The following is a 17,073-nucleotide window of genomic DNA, read 5'->3' on the forward strand; positions in this document are numbered from 1 at the left end:
GGCGCACCGGTACGCGTACCGCACGGCCCGGTGCGCGCGGCCCGCTTCCTCTATCGTGAACCCATGGCGAGTTCCCGCGTGCTGGAAGTGGCCGGACGCGAAGTGACGATCACCCACCCGGACAAACCGATCTTCCGCTCCGCCGGCTACACGAAGCTCGATCTCGTGAACTACTACCTCGCGGTCGCCGACGGCGCCCTGCGCGGCGTGTCCGGCCGGCCGATGATCCTCAAACGCTTCGTCAAGGGCATCGAGCAGGAGGCCTTCTTCCAGAAGCGCGCCCCCGGCAACCGCCCCGACTGGCTGGAGGTCGCCGAGCTGAAGTACGCGTCCGGCACCTCCGCCGAGGAGGTCGTCGTCCGCGACCCGGCCGGCCTCGCCTGGGTGATCAACCTCGGCTGCGTCGACCTGAACCCGCACCCGGTCCACGCCGAGGACCTCGACCGCCCCGACGAGCTGCGCATCGACCTCGATCCGGTGCCCGGCGTCAGCTGGTCGCAGATCGTCGAGGTCGCCGAGGTGGCCCGCGGCGTCCTGACGGACCACGGCCTGACGGCGTGGCCGAAGACGTCCGGCTCGCGGGGCTTCCACATCTACGCCCGCGTCCGTCCCGAATGGACGTACGCGCAGCTGCGCCTGGCCGCCGAGACGGTCGCCCGCGAATGCGAGAACCGGGCGCCGGAACTGGCCACCAGCAAATGGTGGAAGGAGGACCGCGAAGGCGTCTTCGTCGACTTCAACCAGAACGCGAAGGACCGCACGGTCGCGTCCGCGTACTCGGTCCGCGCCGTCCCGGACGCCCGCGTGTCGACCCCGCTGACCTGGGACGAGGTGCCCGGCTGCGATCCGGCCGAGTTCACCGTCGGCACCGTCCTGGACCGGTACGCCGACATCGGCGACCCCTGGGCCGGCATCGGCGATAGCGCCGGCTCGCTCGACGGGCTGCTCGCCCTGGCCAAGGAGCTCGGCCCGGCGGAGAAGCCGCCCAAGGGCACCGGCCGCCGCCAGCCGACCATGCCGCTGGTCGAGATCGCCCGGTCGAAGACGCGCGACGAGGCCATGGACGCCCTCGACACCTGGTACGCCCGCCACCCGGCCGTCAAGGCCCACCTCCAGCCGGCGGACGTGCTCGTGGACGGCATGCGCGGCCGCAGCTCGATCTGGTACCGCATCCGGGTCAACCTGCAGCACGTCCCCGAAGGGGAACGGCCGGAGCAGGAGGATCTCATCATCGACTACAACCCGTGGGCCGGCATGCAGCTCCCCTGACGGGCGGCAGCATCCGAGCCGTCCGCCGCCCCACTACAGTGCACGGGTGACCTCCTTGGCCGACCTGTTCGCGGACGATGCGTACCTGGCCGCGCGGCGGGTGCTGGAACTCGCGGGAGAGCCGCTGAAGGCCGGCGCGATCAAGGACCGGCTGGTCGAGGCGGGGATCGAGCGCATCGAGGTCGCCCGCCGCTGGGAGAACATCCAGAAACGACTCAAGACCGACCCCCGCGTCGTCGCCGAGGACGGCACCTACCGCCATCAGCCCGCCCCGCCCGAGGTCTCCCCCGCCGACGCGCTCGACCGCATCCTCAACGGCCGGCTGCCCGCCGAGAAGAAGGCCGCCCTGGCCGAGATCGTGCTCGCCGCGCTGCGCCAGGCTCGCCAGACCCAGGTCGACGGCGTACGCGCACTCGGCGAACTGGCGGCCGAAGTGGAGGAACTGCTGGCCAACGAGGTCGAGCCGGCGGCCCTGCTGCGACGCGTACGCGCCCGGGTCCGGCGCAGTGGCCTCGAAGCGGTCGAGAAGGCGGGCGAACAGACCCGGTTCGACCGGAAAATTCACAGTTCCATCGGCGGTTCCATCCGCGACGGCGCACGCGTCATCGTGGTACGCCCGGGGTATGTCTGGACGGACGACGGCGCCGAACTGATAATCGGCAAAGCCGTCGTCGAGGAGTAGCGTCGTCGGAGAGCAGAGGAGTCTCGGTGACGATCGATCACCAGACCGCGGTCGGCATCGACTTCGGCACGTCCAGCACCCTCGTCGCCGCGCCCGGCGGCATCGTCCCCATTGGACAGGTCTTCGCCTGGATGCCGTCGGTCGCCGGCTACGACGACGAGGGCGGCGCGGTCGCCGGTGAGCCCGCCCTCGACCTGCCGGTCGACCAGTCCGTCCGCTCGATCAAGCGGTGGATCACCGAGGACCGTTCCCACCTGCGCGTCGACCTGCCGGCCGGCGTCCAGGAGGTGCGCGCCGACGACCTCATCGAGGCCATCCTGCGCGAAGCCGTCTGCCGGGCCGGCGAGCACGGCCAGGGTCCCGCCACGCGGCAGACGCTGCGGCTCGGCGTACCGGCGATGTGGGACGGGCGGCAGCGGCGCCGGCTGGTGGCGGCGGCCGGACGGGCCGGACTGCCCGCCACCCTGGCCAGCCTGATCGACGAGCCGGTCGCGGCCGGCATGGCGTGGCTGGCCCGCAACTCCGGCGCGTACGGCCGGATCGTGGTCTTCGACATGGGCGGCGGCACGCTCGACGTGGCGGTCCTCGAAGCCGGCCCCGCCGGGGTCTCCGTGCTCGCGGCGCTGGGCGTGCCGGAGGCGGGCGACACCCTCGACGACGCGCTCGCGATCGAGCTGGAGTACGCGCTGGCCGCCCGCGGCGTCGACGTGGACGCCCTGCCCGCCCCGAAGCGGGCCCGCGCCCGGCTGCTGTACGCGGCGCGCGAGGCGAAGATCGGCCTGACCACCGAGGACGAGTACGACATCATCCTGCCCAAGCGGCTGTTCGGCGTCGGCTCGGTGACCTACCGCCGCGATCAGCTCAACGACGCGTTCGCGCCGCAGATGGACCGCGCGGAACTGTGCGTCGCCGCCGCGCTGCGGGCCGCCCGGCTGACCGAGGGCGTCGCCGCGACCGCCGCCGACGTCCTGCGTACGCCGGTCGCCGAACTGGTCGCCGGGGTCGACGTCGTGCTGCTGTCGGGCGGCATGACCCACATCCCCTACGTCGCCGAACGCCTGCGCACCCTGTTCGCCCCCGGTACGCGTATCGAACCGGCCGCGCCGCGCTCCGAGGAGGCCGTCGCGCTCGGACTCGCCCAGGCCGGCCGGTTCGGCCAGATCAACCGCTACCGGCCCGGCTTCGACATCCTCCTCGAATGGGACTACGACTTCCGCGTGGTCTACGAGGCGTACACGCCGCTGCTCGGGGCGTGGCGGGACGGGGATCTGCGGGTCGTGCGCACCGGCCGGGAACTGGAACTGCCCGAGGAAGGCAAGGCGCGGCTGCGGATCGTGTCGCACTCGGGGGAACCGGTCCGGGCGACGCTCGGCGGCGGCGAACTGCACGCGTACGAGGTGGGGCTGAACGGGGAGAGTTTCGAGTTCTCCATCTTCCCCGACGGCCGGTTGCGCCTCACCGACGCCACCGGCACCCGCGACGGACGCATCGACCCGCGCTGAACCCTCGCGACCGCCCCGACGATCTTGCCGTCAGCGGTCTCGGAGGGTGCTCAGCGACTCGCGGAGGCGGTGCAGGTAGGTGAGGGCGACCGCGGTCGCGGCCGCGTACTCGTCGGCGCGCCAGCCCGCGTCCCCTTCACGGACGTCGGTGGGAAGATCCCGGAGCACGGCCTCGATCGCGGCCGCCTGGTTCCGGGTCGACGCGTGGATCTCGTCCACTGTCCGCAGTGCCGTATCGAACCCGTGATCCGCCGAAGACCCGTCCACCGAAGATCCCATCCCGTCAGTAGAACCACAGACGTTGATCGACTCAATCGCGTACTTGTGTCGATCGCGGGCGCCGGGCAGTCAGCAGTGGCGTCGATGTGGGGGAAGCGACCGAGAACGTAGCTCCGGGGTATGACGTGAACGCGCCGGTATGACAGGTACCGTGCAGCCAATGTCCAGTGTCGCCCGTTTCCTCGCCGCCTTCCCGGCCGCCGTCTGGGGACCCGACCCCGGCGCACGGAAACCGGTCAAACCTCGCCCGCCGCTGGTGGTCGCCGCGCTCATCCTGCTGTTCATCGGGTTCGCCGCGGTCACCGGCCAGTATCTGATGGACTCGCGCGGGATGAACGCGGGCTCGGCGTGGCTGCTGAGCCTGTTCACGATCGGCCCGATCACGCTGGCGTGGCGCAGCCCGCTGTGGGCGTGGCGGTGGACGTTCGTGGGCCTGTTCGCCGGCACCGTGTACGTTCGCGCGGCCGAAGCGTGGCAGTGGAGCCCGAGCCAGATCCTGGTCATCCTGGTCGTGCTGTTCATGGTCGCCCTGCGTGAGCCCGGCCCGGTCATCGTGTGGGCCGGCGTGCTGACCGCCGGCGCCAGCTCGTTCTACACGGTCAACGGCGGCGCCGTGATCGTCCTGGTCGCCGCGCTGATGGTGCTGGGCGAGCAGATCCAGCGCCGCCGCCGGGCCCAGTCCGACCTGGCCGCCTCGCAGGAGCGCGGCGAGCAGGCCGAGGCCGACCGGGCGCTGCTGGAGGAGCGGGCGCGCATCGCCCGCGAGCTGCACGACGTGGTCGCGCATTCGATGTCGCTGCTGGCCGTGCGCGCCGAGACCGCGCCCTACCGGCTGCCCGAACTGCCCGCCTCGGCGCACGAGGAGTTCACCGCCATCGCGGCCACCGCCCGCGACACCCTCGTCGAACTGCGGCGGGTCCTCGGCGTCCTGCGTACGGAGACCGAACCGGAGCGGGCGCCGCAACCGTCGCTCGCCGACCTTCCCGAGCTGCTGGCATCCGCGCGCGCCGCCGGGATGTCCATCGACGCCGAGGTCGCGGACGGTCCCGTGCCGCCGGCCACCGCGCTCGCCGCGTACCGCATCGTGCAGGAGGCCGTCTCCAACGCCGCGCGGCACGCTCCCGGCGCCGCGGTGCGCGTACAGGTGAAGATCGAAGATCAACTTCAGATTAGAGTACGCAATACGGCGTCCTCGAGTCCCGCGAAGCCGGGTGGCGGGGGCCACGGCCACGGCCTGCTGGGCATGCGGGAACGGGCGAACGTGCTGGGTGGGACGCTGTCGGCGGCGCCGGCGGCGGACGGGGGGTTCGAGGTGGCGGCGAGCCTGCCGCTGGAGGGCGGACGATGATCCGGGTACTGATCGTGGACGACCAGGACATGGTCCGCGAGGGCTTCGCGGCGCTGCTGGGCGCGCAGCCCGACATCGAGGTCGTGGGCCAGGCCGCGGACGGCGTGGCCGGTGTGGCCGCGGCCCGCGAGCACCGGCCGGACCTGGTCCTCATGGACGTACGCATGCCTCGCATGGACGGCCTCGCCGCGACTCCCCTGGTCGTGGCGGCCGGTTGCCGGGTCCTCGTGCTGACCACCTTCGACCTGGACGAGTACGTGTACGAGGCGCTGCGCGCCGGGGCGAGCGGATTCCTGCTCAAGGACGCCCCGGCCGCCCAGCTCGTGCACGCCGTACGCGTCGTCGCGGCCGGCGAGGCGCTGCTGGCTCCGACGATCACCCGGCGGCTGATCGAGGACTTCGCCCGGCGCCGGCGGCCCGGGCAGGCGGCACCGCCGTCGCTGAACGGGCTGACCTCCCGCGAGACGGAGGTGCTGGCCCTCATCGCCCAGGGACTGTCCAATCAGGAGATCGCGGCCGACCTGGTCGTCGCCGAGCAGACGGTGAAGACGCACGTCGGGCGGATCCTGGCCAAGCTGGGGCTGCGCGACCGGGCCCAGGCCGTGGTGGCGGCGTACGAGAGCGGCCTGATCACGCCGGGCGGCTGACCGCGCTGCGGCCCTGTGGATGCGGTAGCGGGGCCGGCCGCCGGGCCTCTTCGGGGTGATCCGCCGGCGCCCCCTCGTACCACGGAGCTACGCCGAAGACGGGTCTGCGGTCGGACGCCGGACCGCCCCGGTGACCGACAGCCTTCCTCCCGAGTGGAGGGAGGACCACCATGGCGATCACGCGCCTGGCCGCAGTACTCATCGCCGGCGGTCTCGCCGGAACCGGGGCCGCTTTCGGCGTACCGCTGCTGGCTCCGGAAAGCGCCGACCTGCCGGCCCCCGACGTACGCGGCTGGACGGCGGATCCGGTGACGGCGACGCTGGACCCGCTGACGGCCACGCCCGACCGGGTGGCGGCGTTCCTGGCCGGACTGTCCCCTGTGGAGCGGGCCGCCCTGGCCGCCCGCCACCCCGAGGTGCTGGGCGGTCTCGACGGCGCCCCGATCGCCCTGCGGTACGCGGCCAACCGGCGGCTCGGCGCGCCCGCCGGCCGGACGTTCCTGGAGTACGACCCGCGCGGGGACGGCCGGGCGGTGGAGGTGGTCGGGGACCTGGCGACGGCCGACCGGATCGCCGTGATCGTGCCGGGCGTGAACACGACGCTCGCCGACTTCGACCGGGGCCTGGGCGGGGTGGCCCGGCGCGCCCCGGCGTACCAGGCCCGCGGACTGCTCGCGGCGCTGCGGGCGGCCGACCCGGGGGCCCGTGTGGCGGCCGTCGCGTGGCTGGGCTACGACCCGCCCGAGGGCCTCGACAAGGCCGCCGTACGCGAGGACCGCGCCGTCGCCGGGGCGAAGGCCCTGTCCCGCTTCGTCGCCGGACTCACCGCGGTACGCCCGCACGCCGCCGTCACGGTCGTCGGCCACAGCTACGGGACCGTCGTCATCGGACGGTCGTCGTTCGGTCCCGCCGTCACCGACGTGGTGGCGCTGGGCAGCCCGGGGATGGGCGTACCGGCGGCGGCGACGCTGCGCACCAGCGGCCGGGTGTGGGCCGCCCGGGCGGCCGGCGACTGGATCGGCCGGGTGCCGCACGTGCAGTTCCTCGGCCTCGGGCACGGCGAGGATCCGACGTCACCGGGGTTCGGCGCCCGGATCCTGCCGACCGACGGGGTGGACGGGCACGACGGCTACTTCTCGCCGGGGTCGGCGACCCTGGCCGCGCTGGCCCGCGTCATCCTGACCGGCTCGCCGTCCTGACCGGCTCATGGGGCGTGGGTCCCTGGGTCATCCGCGGGTCCAGCTGAGGGCGGCGAGGAACACGATCGCGGCGACGACGACGCACAGCACCGCGACGCGTACGCCCCGGCGCCGGCGGGGTCCGCGGATCCCGGGGTCCGCCGGGTTGTCCGGTGCCGACATCGGGATCACGCCCCCTGCGGCGGTACGGGATCCGCGGCGGGCGGAACGGCGGGCGGGGTGCGGCGCAGGAGCCGGCCGGCCGCGGCGGCGCCGCCCCAGCCGACGACGGCGAACAGCAGCAGCGTGTAGCCGAGCTGGACCATGTTGTTGCCGACCCGGTCGCTGATCGTGCCCTGCAGCGTGAAGCCGCCGTCCTCCTCCAGCGGCCCGCTGCTGCCGATCACGGTGACCGCGAGGGTCGCGTAGACGAACAGGCCGAGGCTGGCGGTGATCGCGGCGAGCCGGGCCACGCGCTTGCCGGCGATCAGGTCCCGGGTCCACACCGTGGCGGCGGCGCCGACGAGGAACGGCACCACGATCGTCTGCACCAGGTGATGCCAGCCCGACGTGTCCGGCAGGATCTGGTCGAAGAACGTGAACCCGGTCAGGGTCAGGAAGACCAGCGCGATGACCAGCCCGCCGACGAGGCCCGGCAGGGCGGTGCCGGGGCGGCGGACGAGCGCGCCGGCACCGAGCAGGCTGCCGGCCACGAAGACGGCCAGGATCGACACCCCGATCCAGGCACCGGCGCCGAGTCCGTACTGGACGATCAGGGCCGCGTACAGGCCGACGCCACCGGCGCCGAGCGCGACGAGGGTCCACAGGCCGGCTGCGGCCCGTCCCCACGGGGGCAGCACGAGGGCCGCGCCGACACAGCCGAGTGCGAAGCGCATCCGCCGCACCCGGCCCTCGATGTAGCCGAGTTCACCGAGCATCGCCTGGCCCCACTCGGCCCGCTCCGCCGACAGCAGACCGGTCGCCCAGCGCATCAGGCGCAGCGGCGCGTCGTGCGCGGGGCCGTCCAGGAAACGTCGCGGATCGCGGCGGTACCACGCGATCAGGACGCCGATCAGAGCCAGCATCGGTGCGAAGAACAAGCCACCCATCACGCCTCATTCCAACGGCTGTTCAACTTCAGGTGCGTACGCTCGACGCGGGCGGCGGTGAGCGCGGCGACGAATTCGCGGCCGGCTTCGCTCAGCCGGTAGAGGTGGCGGCGCGGCCGGCTGCCGACGCCCGGTTCCCAGGAGGTGTCCAGCAGGCCGCGGTCGGCCAGCCGGACCAGGATCGGGTAGAGCGACCCCGACTTCAGGCCGACCTCGGTGACCAGGTCGTACCCGTAGCGCCAGCGGGCCGGGTCGGCGGCCAGCGCCCGCAGGACGTTGACGGTCTGCGGCGAGGGAGGGCGGTTGCGCTGCACGAGGCTTAACTCTACTCATATAGCGGTAACGGTCAAGGTGCCGGTCCCGATCGGCGTTCCCGGCGGCCGGCCGGGAAACGCGGGCCGCACCTCGCGGGCATCCCGCCCGGCGGCGGCTATGCTCCCGCGGATGAGCTCGGCACACTCGCGACGACGCCTGCTCCTCGGCGCCGCCGGCCTCGCCGCCACCACGGCGTTCCTGGCCGGCGACCCGCAGCCGGCCGCCACCACCGCCCACGACGCCCGCCCCGGACCGAAGGCGCCGACCCCCGGCCCGTCCCGGCCGCCGACGCTGCCGCCGGCCGCCACGCTCAGCAAGCCGGTCTTCACCCTGGCCGGCTACCGCGAGATCGTGCCGGGCCCGGCGTACGCCGCCGACGCCGTCGCGCTGACGATCGACGACGGGCCGCACCCGGTCTGGACACCGAAGATCCTCAACCTGCTGGAGCGCTACCACGTCCAGGCGACCTTCTGCCTCATCGGCAACCAGGTCCTCGGCCACGAAGGCACCGCCCGGTCCGTCGCCCGCGCCGGCCACCACCTGGCCAACCACACCTACAGCCACCCGACCAGCCTGCCGAAACTCGCCGTCCCCGCGATCCGCAAGGAGATCGAGCGGGCCCAGGACAAGATCTACTCCGCGACCGCGTACGCGCCGCGGCTGTTCCGGTCGCCCGGCGGATCGTGGTCGGCGGCGATGATGAAGCAGGTCGCGCAGTCCGGCCTCATCCCCGTCGACTGGACCGACGACCCGAACGACTGGAAGCGCCCCGGCACCGCCTCGATCACCAAGAAGCTGCTGGCCGCCCGGCCCGGCGACATCCTCCTGTGCCACGACGGCGGCGGCGACCGGTCCCAGACGTACGCCGCCCTGCAGACCGTCATCCCCGCCCTGATCGCCCGCGGCTATACGTTCGTCAGCCTCTGACCGTCGGCACCCGTCGCCGGCGGCCGCTATTCTGCGGCGGTGGACCACCTACTCGTTCTCCTGCACGGCTACGGCGACGATCCCGACGGCCTGGCCTGGCTCGCCGACGAGCTGTCGGAGCCGGGGCGGCGCGTCCTGATCCCCCCGGCTCCGTTGCCGTCGCCGGTCGGCGGGCGCGCCTGGTGGTTCTTCGACCCCGCCGACCGCCCCGCCTGGGCGTGGCCGGGACCCGTGCCGCCGGACTACACAGGACACCGCCTCGTCGGCGCGGCCCGGGCCGAGGTACTCGCCCTCATTGCCGAGCACACGGCCGAGCACGCCGGCGGCCCGGTGACGGTCGCCGGCTTCTCCCAGGGCGCGATGCTCGCGCTCGACGTGGCCGTGACGCCCGGATCGGGTGTGACGAAGGTGGCGGCGCTGTCGGGCGTCATGATCGCCGACACCCTGCCCAACCTCGGCACCGGCACCCGGCCCGCGGCGCTCGTCGCGCACGGCGTCCACGACGACCAGCTCCCGTTCGCCGCCGGCGAGGGAACGCGGGACCTGTTGGCGGAGCACGGTTTCGACGTCGAGTGGCTGCCCTTCGCAGGCGGCCACGAGATCCCCGACGAGGTGATCGCCGCCTTGCGCCGGTTCCTCGCCGGCTGACGCGCGGCCTGACGCGCGGCGAAGACCGCGGCGCCGTGGCAGGCTGGTGGCGTCGTGTCTCGTGCTGAAGGGATGACCGTGAAACTCGGTTTGCACTATTGGAACTTCTCCACCCCGGACCAGCCCGACCTCATCGCCCCGACGATCGCGCGTACCGCCCGGCTCGCCGACGAGGCCGGCTTCGCCGCGTTCACCTTCATGGACCACTACTTCCAGATGCAGACCCCGACCTCGGCCGCCGAGGAACCGATGCTGGAGGGGTACACCGGGCTCGGTTTCGTGGCCGCGCTCACCGAGCGGATGACGCTGGGCCTCATGGTCACCGGCGTCATGTACCGCCACCCGGGCGTCCTGGCCAAGACCGTCACCACGCTCGACGTGCTCTCCGGCGGCCGGGCGCGGCTCGGGATCGGCGCCTCCTGGTACGAGAAGGAGCAGGTCGGACTGGGCGTACCGGTGGTGCCGGTGGCCGAGCGGTTCGAACGGCTGGAGGAGACGCTGCGGATCTGCCTGCAGATGTGGAGCGACGACAACGGCCCCTTCGACGGGCGCCACTACCGGCTCGCGGAGACGCTGTGCGTACCGGCGCCGCTGAGCCGGCCGCACCCGCCGATCCTCATCGGCGGCGGCGGCGAGCAGAAGACCCTGCGCCTCGTCGCGCAGTACGCCGACGCGTGCAACGTCTTCGGCGCCGGACCGGACGCGGTCGCGCACAAGTTCGACGTGCTGCGCCGGCACTGCGACGCCGTCGGCCGGGACTACGACACCATCGAGAAGACCGTCCTGGTGCTCCGCCCGGTGCTGGCCGAGACCGACGCGTGGATCGCAGACGTCGAGCAGTACGCCCGCCTCGGCGCCACCGAGGTGCAGGTCATGCCCGACGGCGACCCGTACGCGTTCACCGGGCAGGTCGCCGAGAAGGTGCTCCCGAGGATCGCCGACCTCTGACGCACCGGCCGAAGACGTCACCGGGCCGAGGACGTCGTGCGGACGGCCTCGGCCCGGGACTCAGGCCGCGGGTCAGTCGAAGAGCTCCTCGAAGAACGAGGATTTCTTCTTCTTGTGCGAATATTGATGCTGATCGTATTTCGGCTGCTCGTACTTCGATTGCTCGTATCTCGGCTGCTCGTAGCGCTGCTCGTGCTGGTCACGGCGCTGGTCGTACTTCGGCTGCTCGTGGCGCGGCTGCTCGTACTGCGGCGGGCCCGCCTGGCGGTAGTGGCTGTTCTCGGCGTCCACCAGGCGTTCCAGTTCGCCGCGGTCGAGGAAGATGCCGCGGCACTCGCCGCACTGGTCGACGACGACGCCGCTGCGCTCGTAGCTGCGCATCTGGCCCAGGCACTTGGGGCAGGTCATCTGCTGCTGCATCGGTCCTACGGTACGTAGGAGTTCTGTGAAGATCCTGAGCGCGTCAGATCGGCAGCGGCTCGCAGGCGTCCAGCCACTGCGCGGGGACGCCGGCGAGACCGGTCCGCGCGGCGATGATCCCGCCGACGATCGCGCACGTCGTGTCGAGGTCGCCGCCGGGGCCGACGGTCGTCCACAGCGCCTCGGTGAGGTCGTCGAGGTGGCGGGCCGCGCACCAGACGGCGTACGGGACGGTGTCGGGGGCGGAGATCATCGCGCCGCAGCCCACCTCGTCGGCGACCCGCCCCGGTTCGGCGGCCAGGCCCAGCTCGGCGACCCTGCGCAGCCGGTCGGCGACCTCGCCGTCCGGCGTGTGCGCCACCACCTCGGCCAGCAGCCGGTCCGCGGGCGTCGCCCGCGCCGAGCAGGCGGCGGCCACCGCGACGGCGACCGCACCGGCGACCGCCTCGGGGTGCGCGTGGGTGACCTTCGCGGACAGGGCGGCCTGCTCGACGACCAGGTCGAGGTCGTCGGCGAGCCCGGCGCCGAGCGGCGCGACCCGCATCGCCGCGCCGTTGCCCCAGGAGCCCTGGCCGTCGAACTGCCGGCGGGTCACCTCCGGCCACGGTTCGCCCGCGCCGATCGCCCGCAGGACGTCGTGCATGCCGGCGCCGTAGTTCCTGTGTGGATCCTCGGCGTAGGTCTCGGCGAACCGGCGGGCCAGGTCGTCGGGGCGTACGGCGCCGTGCCGGGTCACCATGTCGAACAGGGGCAGGGCCATCGCCGTGTCGTCGGTCCAGCGCCACGGGCCTTGCGGGACAAGGCGTTCCGCCGTCATCCAGGCCACCTGTCCCGCCGGGCGGAAGAACCACGTCTCGCCGAAGCAGTCGCCCAGCGCCAGCCCGTCGAGCGACCGCCGGGCCGCCACGCGATCGATCATGCTTCCATGATCCGGCAGCCCGGCCCGGCGGTCGACCGGAAAACTACGGACGCCAGTCGCTCTGCGCGCCGGGCATCAGCCAGGTCCGCGTCCCGCTCTTGTCCAGGGCGATCCACGGTACGCCGCCGTGCCGGGCCGTGAAGAGGAACGCTCCCCCGCCCAGGTGCACCGGGATCGTGTCCCCGGCCGTCCCGACGGCCCACATCGTGTCGTTCGTGAGGTTGTACGCGACGCTGTGCACGGGCGTGGTGTTCGAGCTGCCCTCGATGTCGTTCTGCTGCGTCCAGAACAGTTTGCGCGAATCGGCGCTCCACGACGGCGTGGTCGCGAAGCCGTCGACGTCGATGCCGCCGCCGCCGAACGCGACGATCGTCTGCTCGGTGTTCGCGGCGACGTCGAGCACGGTGAGGCAGTCGTCGTAGATGCCCCAGCAGTCGCCGCCCGGGAAGGCGATCTTCTTGCCGTCCGGGGACCAGGCGACCGTGTTCGCCGCCGACAGCGGATCGAAGCTCTCCGGACGACGAGCCGTCCAGCCCGCAGCCGCCTTCAACCGCACGGTCCGGGTGCTCTCGACGGCCAGCGACGAGGAGAGGCGTACGAACGTGAGGTTGCCCGTGTGCGTGTCGCCCGTCTTGTACGCCAGGTACGTCCCGTCCGGCGACCAGGAGGCCCCGCCCGCGTCGCCGCCGTGCGTGAGCTCGTCGGAGAACGGTTCGTCGGCGATGGTGGCGATGCGGATGTTCCCCTTGTGCGTGTACGCGATCACGTAGCCGTCGGGCGACAGCCGGGGCCAGGAGTTGCCCTTGTCCTGGGTGATCCGGGTGGTCTTCCCGGCCCGGGTGAGCCAGATGTCGCCGTCGCGGACGAAGGCGATGGAGCCGCCGGGCCCGGCCGCGTGGGCCGCCGCCGGAAACGCGAGCGCGGCGGCCGGTGTGGGCGCGACCGTGGCCGCGACCGTGGCCGCCGCGAGCAGGATGGAGCGTACGCGCATGGAATGTCCCCCCGAGAAAGATGCGCCTGACCTGCACATCTTGCCCGGGGGGACGGTCTGTCAGGCGCAGGCCGCGCCGTTGACGGTGTACGCGGTGGGCGTGCCGTTCGTGCCGGAGAAGGTGGCCTGGAAGCCGAAGCTCGCCGTGCCGTTCACCGCGATCGTGCCGTTCCAGCCGGCGTCCTTCGCGGTGACCTGCGTACCGGACTGGGTGACGGTGGCGTTCCAGCCGTTGGAGATCGCCTGGTTGCCGGTGAAGGCGAACTTGAGCGTCCACCCGGCGATCGGGGCGCTGCCCCGGTTGGTGATGGTGACGGTCGCCGTGAAGCCGTTGTTCCACTGGTTGTCCACGTGGTACGCGACCGAGCAGCCGGTCCCGGCCGTCGGGCTGCTCGACGGCGACGCGCTCGGGCTCCTGCTCGGGCTGGCCGACGGGCTGCTGGACGGGCTGGCCGACGGCGAGGCGCTACGGCTGGGGGAAGCGCTCGCCGACGCGCTGGCCGACGGCGGCGGGCTCGACACCACGCCGTTGAGCGCCAGCTGGTACGCCTGGTCGGGCACGAACGTGCCGGCCGCGGCCGCGCAGCCATCGGCCTCGCCGGGCGGCTTGGCCCACACGAAGGCGTCCACGGTCGACTCGCCGGTGTTCGTGGTCGGCGCCACGCCGACGCCGCGGCCGGCCGGGTCGCACCACTCGCTGCCGTTCGGGCCCTTGCCGTTGCGGCTGACGTCGACGACCTGGTGCAGGTTCGACCCGCCGATCGACGAGAGGACGTTGCGGCCGTACGCGACCTCGTCGGCCGTGTACCGGAAGTTGGACACGTTGGTGTAGAAGCCGTCACTACCGCGTACGCCGGCCGCGACCAGGCGGTTGGCCTGGTCTCCGGCGCTGTTCCAGGCGGAGTGGCCGCCGTCCAGGTAGACCTTCGCCGACGGGTTGTGGCTCTTGATGCTGCTGACCGCGTACGACAGCGACGCGTTGCGGGCGCTGAGATCGGTGCTGGACAGGCAGGTCGTCAGCGACACCGAGTCCGGCTCGAGCAGCACCACCGCGGTACGCGTACCGAGGCCGGTGGCGAAGCTGTCGATCCAGGACTTGTACTGGTTCTGGTCGGGGGCGCCGCCGGCGCTGGCCCCGCCGCAGTCGCGGTTGGGGATCTCGTAGACGATCGCGAGCGGGATCTGCCCGGCGTTGTTGGCGCCGGAGACGTAGCCGGACACCTCGGACTGGATCGTGGACGGGTTCCAGCTGGCGAACCAGCGGCCCTGGGGCTGGCTGGCGATCCGGTCGCGGATCAGCTGCGCCCGCGAGTCGTTGGGGTTGGCGGCCAGCCACTGCAGGACCTTCGAACTCGGGTCCTTGTAGAAGGTTCCGGTGAGACTGCCGGCGTACGCGGAGTCGCCGGAGGCGAGAAGGGTGGTCGCCGAGGCGGCGAGAATGGCGGTCCCGGCGGCGGCGAACGCGGCGATGCGCGTACGCCGGGAGGGCCGGAAGCGGTGGGCGGGCATGTGTTTCTCCTTGTGCGGACCTAGTCCTCGCGGACCGTGCGGTACGCGGCCGCCGTGGAGCCGGACTCGGCCGCGTGGGAGCGCTCCCGCAACTGTAGGAGAAACATCACCGGGGCGAAAGAGCGAACACCGTCAACGTCCCGAAATCCGCGGGACATCTTCCCGCCCGGTACGCCGCCGGGCGGGAGCGCCCCGCTTCACGACGACGGCGTCGGGTCCACGTTCGTCTTCGGCACGATCGTCAGCTCGATCTGGATCTCGGCCCCGGCCGACGAGTGATCGGCCTTGCGCAGCAGCAGGTGCAGCGTGTGCTTGCCGGCCGGCGCCTTGTTGATCACGGAGTTGTCCGAGTCCACCAGAAGGTAGTTCTTCGTCTGGTCGTCGAAGTACGCGTGCACGTGATGGCGGCCGGTGGCCGGATCGCCGAGCAGGACGCTGCTCGACAGGTGCAGCGTGAAGGGCACCGAGACGATCGAACCGGCGATGGGTTCGAGGACCGTCAGGGTCTCGTGGGAGTCGGACCCCTGCCCGCACGCCGCCTGAGTCGTCGCGGCCAGCAGGGCGATCACGGCCGCGGCGGAGTACCGCCGAAGGGGCTTGCCGAAATTCATACCGAAAGGTACGACGAACGGGGCCCGCGGAGATCTCCCCGTCCGGACAGTTTTCGACCCCGACCCGCGCCGCCCGTCGGCCTGCCAGTCACTGCGCGGCAGGTGCGCAGGTACCGGCGAACCCCGGACCGGGGATCGCGCGTACCTCGGTCGGATCCTCGACAACGCCGCACGTCTCGCAGACCGTCTGCGAGGTGAGCGAACCGCCGCAGGAGTGCCGGTACAGGATCGGCGGCTCGGCCCCGGCCCCCCACCGGTCGCCCCACTCGGTGAGCGCGACCAGCGCGTGCACCAGGTCCCGGCCCTTCTCGGTCAGCCGGTACTCGAACAGCTCCGGCTGCTCCGAGTACCGGTGCCGGAACATGATCCCGGCCTCGACGAAGCCGTCCAGCCGGGCCTTGAGGATGTTGGTCGCGATGCCCAGGCCGCGCTGGAAGTCGGTGAACCGGGTCGCACCCGTGAACAACGCGTCGCGCACGATCAGCAGACTCCAGCGCTCGCCGACCACCTCGAGGGTACGGGCGATCGAGCACACCTGGGCGTCATAGGTCTTGCCGAGCATGCGTACCAGTGTAGCGACGCGCTTGCATGACGCACCCGGCTCCGCGGACGATGCCTTCAAGATCACGTGCCGGGCGGCGGCACCCCGGCCGCCGGGGACCCATCAGCGCAACAGCCGGCGGAACAGCATCCCACCCAGGCCCACGACCACCAGCAGCAGCCCGACCGCGCCCGCGCCGAACAGCACCCGGTCGACCGGCCGGCTCACCGCCGTCCCCGGACCCGCCGCGGCCCCCTCGGCCGAGACCGACGGCGACGGCGACGGGCGGGCCGCCGGGACATAGGCGCGCAGCGCGCTGGCCTGACCGAACGGCTCGTCGCACGCCGTCACGAAACCCGCACCATCCAACGTGTACGCGATGCCCTCCCCCTGCGGCTCGTCCGGCAACGGCGTCACCCGCGGATCCGTACCCGACGTCAGCGCCCCGAGCACACCCCCGTCACCGACATCCCACTCCAGGGCATCGGCATAGGTACGCAGCACCACATGCCGGCCGTCGGGCGACACCGCACCCCCGGTCACCAGACGCCGGCCGATCCCGCCCAGGAAGTTCGACGTCTGCGACTCCGGCAGCCGCAGCGACCCGACCTTCGTCAGCGGCACACCCTCGGCCGTGTTCGCCCGCAACGGCTGCGCCGGCACATAGATCTCCGACACCGCCGACAGATCCTTCGTCACGATGATCGGCGTACCGTCGGAGTCCAGCAGCAGCGCCTCCGCGTCGTGCGGGCCGTCCGGGTAGGTCAGCCGATGGATCACCGGCGTCTTCCCGCCCGGGGCCAGCGTCCACAACGCGATCGTCGAACGGCGTACCTTCGCGTCGAAGTTGTCGCCGATGTCGGCCACCCACAACGTCCCGTCCCGGGCCAGCGCCACGTCCTCCGGATCCCGCGCCGCGGTGGGATACCTGACCGTACGCGTCAGCTTGCACTTCCTGTCGAAGTAGAAGATCCGGATCGCCGACGGGTCGAAGTTGGAATCGTCGATCGAGATGTAGCCCGTCGCGGTGACCACCAGCCCGGACAACTCGCCCGCCCGCTCGTCGTGCACCTCGCACAACACCTTCCCCGGCTCGGCCGCGGGCCTCGCCGCCGCCGGAGCGCCCGGCAGGAGGAGAGCGAACGCCGCCACGGGCCCCAGCACACGCAGGACGGGACGAAGACGATGGGAGGTCAGCCGCACCCGACCAGTGTCGCAGCCGGGCCGGGT

The 17,073-nt window shown here is 72.4% G+C and carries 20 protein-coding genes; 9 read left to right on the top strand and 11 right to left on the bottom strand.

The annotated features are described in order from the left end of the window. The first annotated feature begins 63 nt into the window (after positions 1 to 63). Genes ligD through G401_RS0131275 form a run of 3 tightly spaced genes read left to right on the top strand, consistent with a single transcriptional unit; the run spans position 64 to position 3,453 of the window. Entirely contained in the window at positions 64 to 1,269 is a 1,206-nt protein-coding gene (ligD, locus tag G401_RS0131265; RefSeq protein ID WP_027345590.1) for a non-homologous end-joining DNA ligase, read from the top strand. A gap of 46 nt (positions 1,270 to 1,315) precedes the next feature. Continuing rightward, positions 1,316 to 1,951 (top strand): hypothetical protein, encoded by a 636-nt coding sequence (locus tag G401_RS0131270; RefSeq protein WP_157546617.1) that lies wholly within the window; start codon positions 1,316 to 1,318, stop codon positions 1,949 to 1,951. Between the two features lie 26 nt (positions 1,952 to 1,977). After that, a complete protein-coding gene (locus G401_RS0131275) occupies positions 1,978 to 3,453 on the top strand; it encodes an Hsp70 family protein (protein ID WP_027345592.1) in 1,476 nt (491 codons plus the stop codon). A gap of 30 nt (positions 3,454 to 3,483) precedes the next feature. On the opposite strand, the gene G401_RS0131280 is transcribed toward G401_RS0131275, so the two are convergent. Next, entirely contained in the window at positions 3,484 to 3,672 is a 189-nt protein-coding gene (locus G401_RS0131280; RefSeq protein ID WP_027345593.1) for a hypothetical protein, read from the bottom strand. Positions 3,673 to 3,892: 220 nt separating this feature from the next. On the opposite strand from G401_RS0131280, the gene G401_RS0131285 reads away from it, so the two are divergent. From G401_RS0131285 to G401_RS0131295, 3 genes are all read left to right on the top strand, one after another. Beyond that, a complete protein-coding gene (locus G401_RS0131285; RefSeq protein ID WP_027345594.1) occupies positions 3,893 to 5,080 on the top strand; it encodes a sensor histidine kinase in 1,188 nt (395 codons plus the stop codon). Then, the gene (locus G401_RS0131290; RefSeq protein WP_027345595.1) at positions 5,077 to 5,727 is read left to right on the top strand and encodes a response regulator; all 651 of its coding nucleotides are present in this window, start codon (positions 5,077 to 5,079) and stop codon (positions 5,725 to 5,727) included. Before G401_RS0131285 ends, G401_RS0131290 begins: the two co-directional genes overlap by 4 nt. A gap of 170 nt (positions 5,728 to 5,897) precedes the next feature. Further along, the gene (locus G401_RS0131295; RefSeq protein ID WP_027345596.1) at positions 5,898 to 6,926 is read left to right on the top strand and encodes an alpha/beta hydrolase; all 1,029 of its coding nucleotides are present in this window, start codon (positions 5,898 to 5,900) and stop codon (positions 6,924 to 6,926) included. 27 nt (positions 6,927 to 6,953) lie between these two features. Here the strand turns inward: G401_RS0131295 and G401_RS58450 are convergent, their stop codons facing one another. Genes G401_RS58450 through G401_RS49670 form a run of 3 tightly spaced genes read right to left on the bottom strand, consistent with a single transcriptional unit; the run spans position 6,954 to position 8,328 of the window. Next, positions 6,954 to 7,088 (bottom strand): hypothetical protein, encoded by a 135-nt coding sequence (locus G401_RS58450; protein WP_281174217.1) that lies wholly within the window; start codon positions 7,086 to 7,088, stop codon positions 6,954 to 6,956. A gap of 5 nt (positions 7,089 to 7,093) precedes the next feature. Then, positions 7,094 to 8,014, bottom strand: a complete 921-nt coding sequence (locus G401_RS0131305) for a hypothetical protein (RefSeq protein WP_027345597.1) — start codon at positions 8,012 to 8,014, stop codon at positions 7,094 to 7,096. Beyond that, complete coding sequence (locus G401_RS49670; RefSeq protein ID WP_051367401.1) at positions 8,014 to 8,328, bottom strand: PadR family transcriptional regulator; 315 nt, start codon at positions 8,326 to 8,328, stop codon at positions 8,014 to 8,016. Before G401_RS49670 ends, G401_RS0131305 begins: the two co-directional genes overlap by 1 nt. Before the next feature lie 130 nt (positions 8,329 to 8,458). Between G401_RS49670 and G401_RS0131315 the strand changes: the two genes are divergently transcribed. The 3 genes from G401_RS0131315 (at position 8,459) to G401_RS0131325 (ending at position 10,852) form a co-directional block, all read left to right on the top strand. Continuing rightward, entirely contained in the window at positions 8,459 to 9,256 is a 798-nt protein-coding gene (locus tag G401_RS0131315) for a polysaccharide deacetylase family protein (protein WP_064741899.1), read from the top strand. 39 nt (positions 9,257 to 9,295) lie between these two features. Further along, the gene (locus G401_RS53570; protein ID WP_051367402.1) at positions 9,296 to 9,904 is read left to right on the top strand and encodes an alpha/beta hydrolase; all 609 of its coding nucleotides are present in this window, start codon (positions 9,296 to 9,298) and stop codon (positions 9,902 to 9,904) included. A 72-nt stretch (positions 9,905 to 9,976) separates the two neighbouring features. After that, positions 9,977 to 10,852 carry an LLM class F420-dependent oxidoreductase gene (locus G401_RS0131325; protein WP_084557827.1) on the top strand — a complete coding sequence of 292 codons (876 nt, stop codon included), beginning with the start codon at positions 9,977 to 9,979 and terminating at the stop codon, positions 10,850 to 10,852. 72 nt (positions 10,853 to 10,924) lie between these two features. Here the strand turns inward: G401_RS0131325 and G401_RS0131330 are convergent, their stop codons facing one another. The 7 genes from G401_RS0131330 to G401_RS49680 form a co-directional block, all read right to left on the bottom strand. After that, positions 10,925 to 11,272: a TFIIB-type zinc ribbon-containing protein gene (locus G401_RS0131330; protein ID WP_034593699.1), complete on the bottom strand. Its 348-nt coding sequence runs from the start codon at positions 11,270 to 11,272 to the stop codon at positions 10,925 to 10,927. Positions 11,273 to 11,315: 43 nt separating this feature from the next. Then, positions 11,316 to 12,191, bottom strand: coding sequence for an ADP-ribosylglycohydrolase family protein (locus G401_RS0131335; RefSeq protein WP_027345601.1), 876 nt, complete (start codon positions 12,189 to 12,191; stop codon positions 11,316 to 11,318). A gap of 43 nt (positions 12,192 to 12,234) precedes the next feature. Then, on the bottom strand, positions 12,235 to 13,182 hold the full coding sequence (locus G401_RS0131340; RefSeq protein ID WP_027345602.1) for a TolB-like translocation protein: 948 nt from the start codon (positions 13,180 to 13,182) through the stop codon (positions 12,235 to 12,237). Positions 13,183 to 13,242: 60 nt separating this feature from the next. Further along, on the bottom strand, positions 13,243 to 14,691 hold the full coding sequence (locus tag G401_RS0131345; protein ID WP_034593700.1) for a glycoside hydrolase family 6 protein: 1,449 nt from the start codon (positions 14,689 to 14,691) through the stop codon (positions 13,243 to 13,245). A gap of 197 nt (positions 14,692 to 14,888) precedes the next feature. Further along, positions 14,889 to 15,302: a hypothetical protein gene (locus tag G401_RS0131355; protein WP_027345604.1), complete on the bottom strand. Its 414-nt coding sequence runs from the start codon at positions 15,300 to 15,302 to the stop codon at positions 14,889 to 14,891. A gap of 88 nt (positions 15,303 to 15,390) precedes the next feature. Beyond that, positions 15,391 to 15,864, bottom strand: a complete 474-nt coding sequence (locus G401_RS0131360; protein WP_027345605.1) for a winged helix-turn-helix transcriptional regulator — start codon at positions 15,862 to 15,864, stop codon at positions 15,391 to 15,393. A gap of 102 nt (positions 15,865 to 15,966) precedes the next feature. Then, complete coding sequence (locus tag G401_RS49680; protein ID WP_034593738.1) at positions 15,967 to 16,995, bottom strand: NHL repeat-containing protein; 1,029 nt, start codon at positions 16,993 to 16,995, stop codon at positions 15,967 to 15,969. Positions 16,996 to 17,073: the final 78 nt, after the last annotated feature.

The organism is Hamadaea tsunoensis DSM 44101, from assembly GCF_000428945.1.
Taxonomy (GTDB): domain Bacteria; phylum Actinomycetota; class Actinomycetes; order Mycobacteriales; family Micromonosporaceae; genus Hamadaea; species Hamadaea tsunoensis.